The following is a 13,482-nucleotide window of genomic DNA, read 5'->3' as shown; positions in this document are numbered from 1 at the left end:
TGCGGCAGATTCTTGTTACCGACGGGTACCGGACCGGCCGCCGAGCGCCTAGGCTGCGCCGTATGTCGGACCTCACAGCAGACGCAGTGGCCACCGAACCCTCCGGCGCCGGCAACCCGGCGGCCCCCGGCGGCGGCCGGACCGTCGCCGCGGCCGTCCCGCCGTCCCTGGTCGCCAGGCTGGCCACCGGCGTCACCGCCACCGGTGAACCCGACCTGGTGGAGACCGTCGCCCCGCTGACCGGCGAACGGCTGGCCAGCCTGCCGCAGTCCACCCCGGCCGACGTCGAGGTCGCCTTCCAGCTGGCCCGCCGCGCCCAGGGGGCCTGGGCCGCGCTGCCGGTGCGCCGCCGCGCCGCCGTCCTGCTGCGCTTCCACGACCTGCTGCTCAAGCGGCAGGACGAGGTGCTGGACCTCGTCCAGGCGGAGACCGGCAAGGCCCGGCTGCACGCCTTCGAGGAGGTGCTGGCCGTCGCCATGGCCGCCCGGCACTACGGGCGGGCCGCGCACGGGTACCTCAAGGACAAGCGGCACGGCGGCGCGCTGCCGGTGCTCACCCACGCCGTCGAGGCCCGCCGCCCCAAGGGCGTGGTCGGCCACATCTCTCCGTGGAACTACCCGCTGGAGCTGTCCGTCGGTGACGCCCTGCCGGCCTTCGTGGCCGGCAACGCGGTGGTCAACAAGCCCGACACCCAGACCGCGCTGACCGCGCTGTGGGCCCGCGAGCTGCTGATCGAGGCCGGACTGCCCGCCGACCTGTGGCAGATCGTGATCGGCGACGGCCCGGTGATCGGCCCCGCCGTGGTGGAGCACGCCGACTACGTCTCGTTCACCGGCTCCACCCGCACCGGCCGCGACGTCGCCCAGCGCGCCGCCGCCCGGCTGGTCGGCGCCTCGCTCGAACTCGGCGGCAAGAACGCCATGCTGGTGCTCGCCGACGCCGACCTCGACGCGGCCGCCGCGGGCGCCGTACGGGCCTGCTTCTCCTCCGCCGGACAGCTCTGCATCTCGATCGAGCGGCTGCTGGTGCACCGCTCGGTGGCCGACGAGTTCCTGGAGCGCTTCGCCGCCCGCACCCGGGCGCTGCGCCTCGGCGGCGGCCTCGCGTACGGTGCGGACATGGGCTCGCTGGTCTCCGCCCGCCAGCTGGAGACCACCGGCCGGCACGTGGAGGAGGCGGTCAAGGCGGGCGCCACCGTGGTGGCCGGCGGGCGCGCCCGGCCGGACCTCGGCCCGCTCTTCTACGAGCCGACCATCCTCGACGGCGTCACCCCGGAGATGGCGGTCTGCGCCGAGGAGACCTTCGGCCCGGTCGTCTCCCTCTACCGCTTCGACACCGAGGAGGAGGCGGTGGCCGCCGCCAACTCCACGCCGTACGGCCTGAACTCCAGCGTCTGGACCAGGGACCTGCGGCGCGGCCGGGCGGTCGCGGCCCGGCTGCGCACCGGCACGGTCAACGTCAACGAGGCGTACGCCGCCGCGTACGGCTCGGTCGGCTCGCCGATGGGCGGCATGGGCGACTCCGGGCTGGGCCGCCGGCACGGCGCGGAGGGCATCCTGCGCTTCACCGAGGCGCAGACCGTCGCGACCCAGCGGCTGATGCCGATCGCGCCCTCGTTCGGCCTGGACGACAAGCAGTTCGCCGCCCTGATGACCGGCGGGCTGCGGGTGCTCAAGGCGCTGCGCTTCAAGTAGGCCCCCGCAGACAGGCCCCAGGGCCCCGCACCTGCGGCGGGGCCCGGTTCGCGGTACCCACAGGCAGGTTCACCCGGTGAAGGAGCGGTGGCAGATGGTGCAGTCCGGCGGTGCGGCGGAGTTCGACTACGACGTGGTGGTGGTCGGGTCCGGCTTCGGCGGTTCGGTCGCGGCCCTGCGGCTGACCGAGAAGGGCTACCGGGTCGCCGTCCTGGAGGCCGGCCGGCGCTTCGACCGGGACGAACTGCCCAGGAACTCCTGGGACCTGCCGAACTACCTGTGGGCGCCGGCGCTCGGGCTGTACGGCATCCAGCGGATCCACCTGCTGGCCAACGTGCTGATCCTGGCCGGCGCCGGGGTCGGCGGCGGCTCGCTGAACTACGCCAACACCCTGTACGTGCCGCCGAAGGCCTTCTTCGAGGACCGCCAGTGGCGCCACATCACCGACTGGCAGCAGGAGTTGGCGCCGTTCTACGACCAGGCGCAGCGGATGCTCGGGGTCCGGCTCAACCCGACCCTCACCCCCTCCGACGTCCACCTCAAGGCGGCCGCCGAGCGGATGGGCGTCGGCGACACCTTCCACATGGCGCCGGTCGGGGTCTTCTTCGGCGACGGCGAGGACACCGACGGCACCGCCAAGGCGGCCCCCGGGAGCGAGGTCGCCGACCCGTACTTCGGCGGCGCCGGCCCGGCCCGCAAGGCCTGCGTGGAGTGCGGCGAGTGCATGACCGGCTGCCGGCACGGCGCCAAGAACATGCTCACCGAGAACTACCTGTACCTGGCCGAGCGGGGCGGGGCGGAGATCCACCCGCTCACCACGGTGGCCCGGATCCGGGAGATCGAAGGGGCCGACGGGAGCGGCGGCTACGCGGTGGACGTGCGCCGCACCGACGCGCGGTCGAGGACCGACCGGGTGAAGGCGGGCGCGCGGACCGTCACCGCGGCCCGGGTGGTCGTCGCGGCCGGCACCTACGGCACCCAGTCGCTGCTGCACCGGATGCGGGACGGCGGCCACCTGCCCCGGATCTCGGCGCGGCTGGGCGAGCTGACCCGCACCAACTCCGAGGCCCTGGTGGGCGCGCAGACCACCGACCGGCGCTACGGCAGCAAGGCGGACTTCACCAAGGGCGTGGCGATCACCTCCTCGATCCACCCGGACGCCAACACCCACATCGAGCCGGTCCGCTACGGCAAGGGCTCCAACGCGATGGGCGCGCTGTCCATCGCCCAGGTCAGGGGCGGTGGGGCGGTCCCGCGCTGGCTGCGCTACCTGGGCAACACGGCGCTCCACCCGGTGACCTTCGCCCGCTCGATGAACCAGCGCCGCTGGTCCGAGAAGACGATCATCGGCCTGGTGATGCAGTCGCTGGACAACTCGATCACCGTCTCGCTGAAGAAGGGCCCGCTCGGCAAGGCCCGGCTCACCTCCGGCCAGGGCCACGGCGAACCCAACCCGACCTGGATCCCGGCGGCGGAGCGGGGCGCCCAGGCGCTGGCCGACGAGATCAACGGCTTCCCGGGCAGCACCGTCGGCGAGATCTTCGACATCCCGATGACGGCGCACTTCCTCGGCGGCTGCCCGATCGGCGACGCCCCCGAGACCGGAGTGGTGGACCCGTACCACCGGCTGTACGGCTACCCCGGGATCAGCGTGGTGGACGGTTCGGCCGTCTCCGCCAACCTGGGCGTCAACCCCTCGCTCACCATCACCGCCCAGGCCGAGCGCGCCATGTCGATGTGGCCGAACAAGGGCGAGGCGGACCAGCGCCCGGCCCAGGGCGCGGAGTACCTGCGGGTGGCGGCGGTGGCGCCGGCCCGGCCGGCCGTGCCCGAGGGCGCGTTCGGCGCGCTGCGGCTGCCGCTGCTGCCCGTCCCGGAGGTCCCGAAGAAGCGCGGCTGAGACCGGCCCGACGGGCCAATCCGCCTGCCCCGGTTCCCGGTTGACATCCGTTCGGGTCCGATGGGATAAACGGGCTCCCTGGAGCGGCCAGGGACTCGTCGAGCGGGGGGAACGCGGGCCATGGCCAACTGCACATCGTGCGGGGCGACTTCGGAGGAGGGGGCGCCCGCCTGCGGGTCGTGCGGTCGGCCGTTCGCGCCCCCTGCCCCGGCGGCCGCCGCCCCGCCCGCCGCCCCGCCCGTCCCACCGCCTCCGCCGGGTGCGGCTCCGCCCGTCCCGCCGCCGTACGGACCGCAGCCCGGGTACGGACCCCAGCCGGGGTACGGGCCGGTGGCCGCGGTCCCGCCCGCCCTGGGCAGCTGGGGTGCCGGGCAGGAGTACGACAAGCAGCCCGCCTTCCAGCGCCTGCTGACCGCCGCGGACTGGCGCCCGGCCGTCAAGGTCGCCGTCGCGCCGACCCTCGTCCTGCTGGCCGCCGCGCTCATCGCGGCGATCCCGAGCGACTACCAGTACGAGTACCGGTTCCAGTCGGCCGGCTTCGGCGAGCGCTTCGGCTCGGCGGTGTCGATGGCCCTGAACGCGCTCGGCGCACCGTTCCGGCTCGGGTACCAGAGCCCGCTGGGCCACGACCGGACCGACCGGCTGGAGATCGCCCTCCGGGTGCTGCCGATGACCGTCACCGTCCTGTGGTGCCTGGCGCTCTGGCTCGGCCTGCGGGCCGGGCTGCGCCGGCGCAAGGCCGTGGTGGGCCAGCTCACCCGGGGCCAGGCCGCCGCCGAGGCGCTGCGCACCGCCCTGGTCCTCGCGGCGGTGAGCGGACTGCTCGGGCTGCTCGGCGGCACCGAATGGAACCCCTCGGGCCGCGCCGCGAAACCCGACTACTTCGGCGACTTCGGCTCCGGCGCCCAGAAGTCCGGTCAACCGCTGATCACGGCGGGCTCCGGCTGGCTGGAGGCGGTCGCCTGGACCGCGGTGCTGGCCGGCCTGCTGGCCTTCCTCGTCCACGGCACCGACGCGCTGCGCTGGGCCGCCTGGCGCAGCCGCGCGGTGCGCGGCTGGGCGGTGTCCGCGCTGGCCGCCGGCCAGGCGCTGGCGGTCACGGTCGGGCTGTCCTCGGTGACGGCCTTCGTCCTGGTCGCGGCCACCAGCGAGAGCGGGGCGCAGACCGGGATCTCGCTGGCCTTCCTGCCCAACCTCGGCCTCAACCTGCTCGGCTTCGGCTCGGGAGCGACCTTCCGGGCGCACTCCGGACTGTCCGGCAGCGACGGCTCCCGCGGCGACTCCTCCTGGGGCGACCGCAGCAGCGAGACCGACTTCTCCTTCTTCGACCTGCACGACCTGACCGGCGACTGGCGCTGGGCCGGGCTGCTCGCGCTCGTCTCGGCGGCCCTGCTCGGCCGGGTGGCGTTCCGGCGGGGGCTGGACGCGGCCGACCGGCTGCGCCTGGCCGCCGTGCACGCCGGGGCGCTCACCCTGCTGATGACGGTCTCCGGCGTGCTGATGACGCGGACCACGTCCAGCTCGGGCTGGATCGGCTCGGCGCGGATGGAGATCTCCCAGGAGGAGTCGGGCGGGCTGGCCTTCGTGAGCGTGCTGGTGGCCAACGCGGTCTGGGCGCTGGCCGGCGCGCTGCTGGTGCCGCCGCTGCTGGCGGCCTTCCGCGGCCGGGGCGCGGGTGCGCCGCAGGGCGCCGTGCCGTACGCCGAGTCCCCGTTCGCCCCGGGGCGGGGCACGGTGCCCCATCCGGCGGTGCCGTACGCGACGCCGCCGTACGGCGTTCCGGCCCAGGGGGTGCCGGCCCAGGGCGTTCCGGGCCACGGGGTGCCGCCGCAGGCCGACGCGCCGCAGGACGCGCCGTTCGCCCCCGGCGGCGGGGTGAGCGAGGTGCTCGGCTCGCACGAGGAGCCGCCCGCCCCGGTCGGCGGGAGGCCGGTGCCCGGCGCGGTGCCGCCGCCTCCGGCCGAGGAGCCGGTCGACCCGAGCGTGTGGCGCGAGCACCCCTGAGCGGGCACCCCTGAGCGCGCATCCCTGAGGAAGAGGAAAGGGCAAAGGGCCCCGCGGGGGAACGGGGCCCTTTGTCGTTCAGCACTCGGCGTCAGGGCCGCGCCGGTGCTGGGGTGACGGCGCCGGGGGAGGAGCGCCGTCGGGTCGGTCGGCTTCGGGGCGCGCCGCGCGGCTCCGGCGTGGGTGGCCGGCCGCGCGGGGCGCGCACGCCCGTGCGCGGTGGCTCGGCGCACAGGTCGCGCCGGTCCTACGCTCACGGAGCGTGAACTGAGGAACCGCGGCCGCCTTCCGTGGCGCGGCTGCGGAGAACGCCGTCGCGGGCCCCCTCGGTGAGCCGTGAGGCGCCGGGAGAACCGCGTACAACGAGCATCGTGCTGGACGGAGGGCTCGCTCTGCAACCGGTTCGGCACAGTTCGGCACAGAGCATTTCCTGCCGGGGCCGCCGTCGATGATCACGGTGCGTAGTGGTCTGGATGGTTGTGGCGCACGGGGACGCGCGTAGCGGCGCGGGGTGAAGGGGGGAGTGCGCCCGGGCGCGCACCGGACCGGACCGGGGGTGCGACGGCCGGCCCCGGGCGTCCCCGGACTCCGGCCGTCCCACCTCTCGGCCCAGTCGCGGCCGGGGTCGCTGTCCCCTGCTGGCCGGCCGCGGCACCCGCGCACGGTCCCACGGTGCCGCTGCCCGGCGGGCCGGGCGGCGGCACCACGTGCGCCGGTGGACTGGGATGGAACTCCACGCGTGGTCCTGCTGCCGTACGGCGGTGCCCCCGCGGGGGCGGGCGGCGCGTCTGGCGGACGCGGCGCGGCCGTACGTTCGTAGGAAGCAACGAACCGCCGCCCCGCCCGGTCACGGTCGTTCGGACGGGCAGACGAGTGAAACCGGACAGCCCGGTAGAATCGGTGTCCAGACACCCCACACCGTCCGCCGCAGCCGCAGCCCCCCTGCCGGGGAGGCGGTCACGCGCGGGCACCTCGATACCGCTGCCGGAAGGCCGTCTGTGTCCTCTGCAATTCCCGTCCAGTCCGCGCCGGACAACGACCCCGTTCTGGTGGTCGACTTCGGCGCCCAGTACGCCCAGCTCATCGCCCGTCGGGTGCGTGAGGCGCGGGTCTACAGCGAGATCGTGCCGAGCAGCATGCCGGTCGCCGAGATGCTCGCCAAGAACCCCAAGGCGATCATCCTCTCCGGCGGCCCGTCGTCGGTCTACGAAGAGGGCGCGCCGCAGATCGACCGCGCGATCTTCGAGGCCGGTGTCCCGGTCTTCGGCATGTGCTACGGCTTCCAGCTGATGGCCAAGACCCTCGGCGGCACCGTCGACAACAACGGCGCCCGCGAGTACGGCCGCACCCCGCTGACCGTCTCCCGCAGCGGCTCCACCCTGTTCGAGGGCGTCCCGGCGCAGCACTCGGTGTGGATGTCGCACGGCGACGCCTGCTCGGCCGCCCCGGAGGGCTTCGCCGTCACCGCCTCCACCGACCTGGTCCCGGTCGCGGCCTTCGAGAACGACGAGGCCCGGCTGTACGGCGTCCAGTACCACCCCGAGGTGCTGCACTCCGACCACGGCCAGCAGATCCTGGAGCACTTCCTCTACCGCGGCGCCGGCATCGCCCCCACCTGGACCACCGGCAGCGTGGTCGAGGAGCAGGTCGCCCTGATCCGTGAGCAGGTCGGCGACAAGCGCGCCATCTGCGGCCTGTCCGGCGGCGTGGACTCCGCGGTCGCGGCCGCGCTGGTCAACCGCGCCATCGGCGACCAGCTGACCTGCGTCTACGTCGACCACGGCCTGATGCGCAAGGGCGAGACCGAGCAGGTCGAGAAGGACTTCGTGGCCGCCACCGGCGTCCAGCTGAAGGTCGTCGACGCCTCCGAGCGCTTCCTGAACGCGCTGAAGGGGGTCACCGACCCCGAGGAGAAGCGCAAGATCATCGGCCGCGAGTTCATCCGCGTGTTCGAGCAGGCCCAGGCCGAGATCATCGCCGAGGCCGGCGAGCACGGCGAGTCGGTCGACTTCCTGGTCCAGGGCACCCTGTACCCGGACGTGGTGGAGTCCGGCGGCGGCGAGGGCACCGCCAACATCAAGTCCCACCACAACGTCGGCGGCCTGCCCGAGGACCTCCAGTTCCAGCTGGTCGAGCCGCTGCGCAAGCTGTTCAAGGACGAGGTCCGGATGGTCGGCCAGGAGCTGGGCCTGCCGGAGGAGATCGTCCAGCGCCAGCCGTTCCCGGGCCCGGGCCTGGGCATCCGGATCGTCGGCGAGGTCACCAAGGAGCGTCTGGACCTGCTCCGCGACGCCGACGCGATCGCCCGCGAGGAGCTGACCGCGGCCGGTCTGGACCGCGAGATCTGGCAGTGCCCGGTCGTGCTGCTCGCCGACGTCCGCAGCGTGGGCGTGCAGGGCGACGGCCGCACCTACGGTCACCCGATCGTGCTGCGCCCGGTCTCGTCCGAGGACGCCATGACCGCCGACTGGTCGCGCCTGCCGTACGACGTGCTGGCGAAGATCTCCACCCGGATCACCAACGAGGTCCGCGACGTGAACCGCGTCGTCGTCGACGTCACCAGCAAGCCGCCGGGCACCATCGAGTGGGAGTGACCCCTCCCACCGGCCGCCGGGGCGCTTCTTCGTCCTGAGGCCGATGCCTGAACGGCCGCGCCGTCGTTCCCGTACTGAAGGGAGCGACGGCGCGGCCGTTTCGCGGTGCGGGCGCCGCTCTCCGGGAGGGACCTCCCACCGAAAGCGGTCGGGAGCGGGCAGAATGCGGACCGGACCTGTCAGGGAGTGGCGGGCGGCGAGGGAAGGTGTGAGGGATGTCGGAGGCCAGCAACCCGGTGCCGGCCGGTGGGGGAGCGGCCGGCCGGGCCGCCCGGGCGGCGCAGCGGAGGGCGCTCGCGTCCAGGTACGCGCTGCTGCCCCTGCGGCTCTTCCTCGGCGTCACGTTCGTCTACGCCGCCCTCGACAAGCTCTCCGACGCCCACTTCCTGGCCGGAGCGGGCGACCCGGCCTCCTTCGTCTCGCAGACCCAGGCCGCCAAGGCGGGCGGCAGCCCGATCTCCTTCCTGCTCGGCCCCGCCCTCGACCACCCGACCCTGTTCGCGCTCGCCATCGCCTTCGGCGAGCTGGCGGTGGGCCTCGGCACCCTGGTCGGCCTCTGGGGCCGGGCCGCCGCGCTCGGCGGCGCCCTGCTCAACCTCAGCCTGTGGCTGACCGTCAGCTGGAGCGTCTCGCCGTACTACCTCGGCAACGACCTGGCCTACCTGATGGCCTGGACGCCGCTGCTGCTGGCCGGCACGCCGTACCTGTCGGTGGACGGCTACCTGGCCCGCCGGGCCGGGCGGGACCACGAGCGCGGGCTGGGCGAGGACCACGTCAAGCGCCGGGCCCTGGTGGACGGCGGGATCGCGGCCGTCGCGATCGGCGGGGCCGGGCTGCTCACCGGCTCGCTGACCCGCACCTTCGGCCGGGACCGGACGGTCGCGCCCAAGCAGTCGGCGGCCCCGGCCTCCGGCGCCCCGGCCCCCGGTGCCCCGGCCGCCACCGCCCCGGCCCCCGCGGTGCCCGCCGCGAGCGTGCCGGTCGGCGGCTCGGCCCAGGTCAAGGACCCGGCCACCGGGGACGCCGTCTACATCGTCCAGCCCAAGGCCGGCCAGTACTGCGCCTTCTCCGCGGTGTGCACCCACGCGGGCTGCGCCGTGGACGCGCCGAAGAACGGCCAGCTGTACTGCCCCTGCCACGGCTCCCGGTTCGACGCCGCGACCGGCGCGGTGGTCAACGGGCCGGCGGTCAAGCCGCTGCCCAGGTACGCCGTCAGCAAGGACGGGGACCGGCTGACCCTGGGCCCGCAGCAGAGCTGACGCCCCAGGGTCGGGCGGGGCGGGTCACTCCTCGCGGTCGGGCCGGCCGCGCCGGGCCACCGCCGCGACCGCGCCGGCCAGGCCGCCGACGCCGAGCACGATGAAGGTGACCGGGATGACGATCCGCCCGTTCACCGACTGGTCGTTGAGCGCCGCGACCAGGTAGAGCACGGCGATCACCGTGAACAGCGCGCCCGCGATCAGCGAGAACAGGTCGAGCCGGTGCTTCCTCACTGCTGGACCACCTTGATGTTGCCGAGCCCGATCCCGAGTTCGAGATTGAGGGTCCCCTTGGCCGGCTGCCCGTTGGCAGGGCCGATCAGGTAGGTGTGCCGCCCGGTGCCGTCGCTCCGGTCACCGGGGAGGGCGACGTTGCCGAGGCCGATCCGGGTCACCAGGTTCACCGTCACGTCGTCCGGCACGGTGACGGTCATGTCGCCGACGCCCAGGTCGACCTTGGTGGCGAGGGCGGCCCCGGCCGGGTCGAGTCCGGACAGGTCCAGCCTGATCTCCCCGGCGCCCAGGTTGTACCGGTCGTGCAGGTCGGAGGCCGAGGCGACGGTCCAGGCGCGGTCGCCCACCGCGTCGCGCACGGAGTCCGGCGAGTGGCCGACGAAGGCCAGCGCCAGGGTGAGCAGCAGACCGGTCACCGCCAGCCGCCGGGCCCGGCCGAACTTCGCGCCGACCAGCAGCGTCAGGCCCACCACCAGCAGCGCGGTGGCCAGCACCGTCGCGCTCAGCACGGTGGGGTTGTGGCCGCGGTCGACGGAGGCGGACCAGACCGCGGCGGCGGCGCCGATCGCCAGCAGGAAGCCGAAGAAGCCGAGTGCCGAGCGCTCCCGGGGGCGCCGTGCGGCGGCGGCCTCGGGGCGGCGCTTCGCGCCCTCCTTGCGCAGCGGGTCGCCCTCCGGCAGGTCGGCGCGCTGCCACCAGGGCTGGGCCGGGGTGCCGGCCGGCGGCACCGGGGTGCCGTACGGCGGGGTCGGCGTGCCGTGGGGCGGGGTCGGGGCGGCCGGGGCGGTGGCCCCGTACGGGTTGCGCTCCGGGTGGCGCGGGTCCCACAGGTAGCCGCCGGCGCCGTCGGCGGGGGCCTTCCCGGCGGCCCGGGCGGCCCCGTCCTGCTCCGGCCGCGGCCAGCGGTAGGCCCCGGCACCGTCCGCGGCGGTGCCGCCGGTGCCCTCGGACCCGGGGAAGTGGCGGTCGTACGGGCCGCCGTTCCGGTGCTCGCGCCCCCGGCCCCGGCGGCGGTCCGGGTCGTAGCGCACCGCCAGGAAGACCAGGGCGGCGAGCAGCAGCAGCGGGAACAGCTGGCCGCCGTCGCCCATCGAGGAGAAGAACACCCCGGTGCCGATCACGGTCAGCAGCACCGCGCCGACCGACTGGCCGTCCACCCGCCCGGTGAGCACCCGCTGGAGCTCGGTGCGCCCGCCGCGGCCCTTGGCCCCGTCGTCGGTCGGGACGATCAGCCAGGCCAGGCCGTACAGGAACAGCCCGAGGCCGCCGGAGAGGCAGAGCACCACCGTGACGACCCGGAAGACCACCGGGTCGATGTCCAGGTGCCGGCCGAGGCCGCCGCAGACGCCGGCCACCACGCGGTGGTGCTCGGTCCTGGTCAGTGGCGGGCGGTCCGGTTCCGGCGGGGCGGCGGGCCCGGTTTCCTCGATGCGGGGGTCCTCGGTCATGGACACCATCCTTCCGGCAGAGGACCGCCCGGCCCAACCGGGTCGAGCCCTGTCCGTACCCTGACTTGTCCCTGATACGGGATGGGGACACACCCTGATGCGCCCGCGGGTGCCCGCGTGGAACCATCGGTGGCGTGGCAGCCCCCGGTACCGATCCCCGATCCATCGCCCCCGACACCGCGTCGTCGGCCGGCGCCGACCCGAGCGCGCCCGACGACGGGCGGCCGCCCTACCGCCGGCTCTACCGCAGCCCGCAGGGACGGATGCTGGGCGGCGTCGCGCACGGCCTGGCGGTGCACCTCGGGCTGCCGGTGCGGTGGGTGCGGATCGCCTTCGTCGTGCTGTTCTTCGCGCAGGGGATCGGTGCGCTGCTGTACGCCGCCTTCTGGTTCGTGGTGCCGATCGGCATCGGCGAGCCCTCGCAGCGCGCCGGCGCCCAGTGGGTGTACTTCAACGGGGCGTTCGTCCCGGCCTCGCCGGGGGTGCAGGGCGGCCTGCTGAGCAAGGCCGGCCAGGCCGGCGGCTGGGTGGGCCGGATGCGCCGGCTGCTCCAGCTCACCCTGCAGGGCGAGCCGGTGGGCGCCCCGGCGGAGGGGGAGGAGGCCGAGTCGGCCGGCAAGGCCGGGCAGGGCGGTCTCGGCCAGCTCGCCGCCCTGGTGATGACGGTGGTCGGCGTGATCGCCCTGCTCAACGTGCTCGGCTGGCAGACCGCCAAGCCGTACACCTGGCCGCTGCTGGCGATCGGCGTCGGCGTGGCGCTGGTCTGGCGGCAGGCCGACGACTCGCGCTGGCAGCGCTGGTTCGGCATCGAGGAGGGCGAGAAGCGGCGCGGCGCCTACACCCGGGTCGGCGCCGGCGTGCTGCTCGCGGTCGCGGGCACCATCGCGCTGCTCGCCATGCAGGGCAGCGGCTCCACGCTCGCCTCGGTGATCGAGGCCTCGCTCGCCGTGCTGGCCGGTGTGCTGGTGCTGCTCGGCCCGTACGGCCTGCGGCTCTGGCAGGACCTCGGGGCCGAGCGCACCGCCCGCATCCGGGCCCAGGAGCGCGCCGAGATCGCCGCGCACATCCACGACTCCGTGCTGCACACCCTGACCCTGATCCAGCGCCGGGCCGAGGACCCCAAGGAGGTGCTGCGGCTGGCCCGCTCGCAGGAGCGCGAGCTGCGGCTGTGGCTGTACCGCCCGGAGGCCGCCGCCGAGGCGGCGCCGGACACCATGGCGGAGAGCCTGCGGGCCGCCGTCGCCGAGGTCGAGGACCGGCACGGCGTCCCGGTCGAGCTGGTGATCGTCGGCGACTGCCCGATGGACGAGCGGATCGCGGCCCAGATGCAGGCCGCGAGGGAGGCGACCGTCAACGCGGCCAAGTACGGTGGCGGGGGACCGGTCCAGGTCTATGCCGAGGTCGAGGGGAGGACGGTGTCGGTGTTCGTCCGCGACCACGGCCCCGGCTTCGACCCCGACACGGTGCCCGAGGACCGGATGGGCGTACGGGAGTCGATCATCGGCCGGATGAAGCGCAACGGCGGCACCGCACGGGTGCGGCCGGCGGCGGGCGGCGGCACCGAGGTCGAGCTGGAGATGGAGAGAACGAATGACTGAGGCAGCTCCGGAGCGCACGGCCCGGGTCGTGCTGGTGGACGACCACCGGATGTTCCGGACGGGGGTCAGGGCCGAGATCGGCCGCACCGAGGTGACCGGCATCGACGTGGTCGGCGAGGCCGACGACGTGGACTCGGCGGTCCGCGTGGTCGCCGAGACCAGGCCGGACGTGGTGCTGCTCGACGTCCACCTGCCGGGCGGCGGCGGCGTCGAGGTGCTGCGCCGCTCGGTCGGGGTGATGGGCGAGCAGGGCGGGGTGAAGTTCCTGGCGCTGTCGGTGTCGGACGCCGCCGACGACGTCATCGGCGTCATCCGCGGCGGCGCGCGCGGCTACGTCACCAAGACCATCACCGGCACCGACCTGGTGAACGCGATCTTCCGGATCGCCGACGGCGACGCGGTGTTCTCGCCCCGGCTGGCCGGCTTCGTGCTGGACGCCTTCGCCGCCACCGACACCCCGCCGGTGGACGAGGACCTGGACCGGCTCACCCAGCGCGAGCGCGAGGTCCTGCGGCTGATCGCCCGCGGCTACGCCTACAAGGAGATCGCCAAGCAGCTCTTCATCTCGGTGAAGACGGTCGAGAGCCACGTCTCCGCCGTCCTGCGCAAGCTCCAGCTCAGCAACCGCCACGAGCTGACCCGCTGGGCCACCGCCCGCCGCCTGGTCTGAGGCACCCCGGCGTCCTGGGGCGCCGCTACGGAGCCCGTCCGCCCCGGATCGTCCGGGGCGGGCGGGCTTGTCGGTGGGTGG

At 74.8% G+C, this 13,482-nt stretch carries 9 protein-coding genes; 7 read left to right on the top strand and 2 right to left on the bottom strand.

Translation table 11 applies throughout. From position 1 onward, the window contains the following. Positions 1 to 62: 62 nt before the first annotated feature. From ACFRQN_RS15525 to ACFRQN_RS15505, 5 genes are all read left to right on the top strand, one after another. A complete protein-coding gene (locus ACFRQN_RS15525) occupies positions 63 to 1,694 on the top strand; it encodes a succinic semialdehyde dehydrogenase (RefSeq protein WP_049657028.1) in 1,632 nt (543 codons plus the stop codon). Between the two features lie 94 nt (positions 1,695 to 1,788). Next, positions 1,789 to 3,594 (top strand): GMC oxidoreductase, encoded by a 1,806-nt coding sequence (locus ACFRQN_RS15520; RefSeq protein ID WP_380740837.1) that lies wholly within the window; start codon positions 1,789 to 1,791, stop codon positions 3,592 to 3,594. A gap of 330 nt (positions 3,595 to 3,924) precedes the next feature. Next, the gene (locus ACFRQN_RS15515; RefSeq protein WP_380740836.1) at positions 3,925 to 5,598 is read left to right on the top strand and encodes a proline-rich domain-containing protein; all 1,674 of its coding nucleotides are present in this window, start codon (positions 3,925 to 3,927) and stop codon (positions 5,596 to 5,598) included. Positions 5,599 to 6,596: 998 nt separating this feature from the next. After that, complete coding sequence (guaA, locus tag ACFRQN_RS15510) at positions 6,597 to 8,192, top strand: glutamine-hydrolyzing GMP synthase (RefSeq protein WP_049659666.1); 1,596 nt, start codon at positions 6,597 to 6,599, stop codon at positions 8,190 to 8,192. Positions 8,193 to 8,407: 215 nt separating this feature from the next. Then, a complete protein-coding gene (locus ACFRQN_RS15505; RefSeq protein ID WP_380740835.1) occupies positions 8,408 to 9,451 on the top strand; it encodes a Rieske 2Fe-2S domain-containing protein in 1,044 nt (347 codons plus the stop codon). Positions 9,452 to 9,475: 24 nt separating this feature from the next. On the opposite strand, the gene ACFRQN_RS15500 is transcribed toward ACFRQN_RS15505, so the two are convergent. Further along, positions 9,476 to 9,685 (bottom strand): hypothetical protein, encoded by a 210-nt coding sequence (locus ACFRQN_RS15500; RefSeq protein WP_049661234.1) that lies wholly within the window; start codon positions 9,683 to 9,685, stop codon positions 9,476 to 9,478. Next, on the bottom strand, positions 9,682 to 11,133 hold the full coding sequence (locus ACFRQN_RS15495) for a PspC domain-containing protein (RefSeq protein WP_074003934.1): 1,452 nt from the start codon (positions 11,131 to 11,133) through the stop codon (positions 9,682 to 9,684). The genes ACFRQN_RS15500 and ACFRQN_RS15495 overlap by 4 nt, the downstream gene beginning before the upstream one ends. 134 nt (positions 11,134 to 11,267) lie before the next feature. On the opposite strand from ACFRQN_RS15495, the gene ACFRQN_RS15490 reads away from it, so the two are divergent. Beyond that, positions 11,268 to 12,731, top strand: a complete 1,464-nt coding sequence (locus ACFRQN_RS15490) for a PspC domain-containing protein (RefSeq protein ID WP_380717728.1) — start codon at positions 11,268 to 11,270, stop codon at positions 12,729 to 12,731. Next, complete coding sequence (locus ACFRQN_RS15485) at positions 12,724 to 13,401, top strand: response regulator transcription factor (protein ID WP_049658372.1); 678 nt, start codon at positions 12,724 to 12,726, stop codon at positions 13,399 to 13,401. The genes ACFRQN_RS15490 and ACFRQN_RS15485 overlap by 8 nt, the downstream gene beginning before the upstream one ends. Positions 13,402 to 13,482 lie beyond the last annotated feature (81 nt).

The organism is Kitasatospora sp. NPDC056800 (genome assembly GCF_042789775.1).
GTDB lineage: Bacteria > Actinomycetota > Actinomycetes > Streptomycetales > Streptomycetaceae > Kitasatospora.
This window is presented reverse-complemented; position numbering and strand designations above follow the sequence as displayed.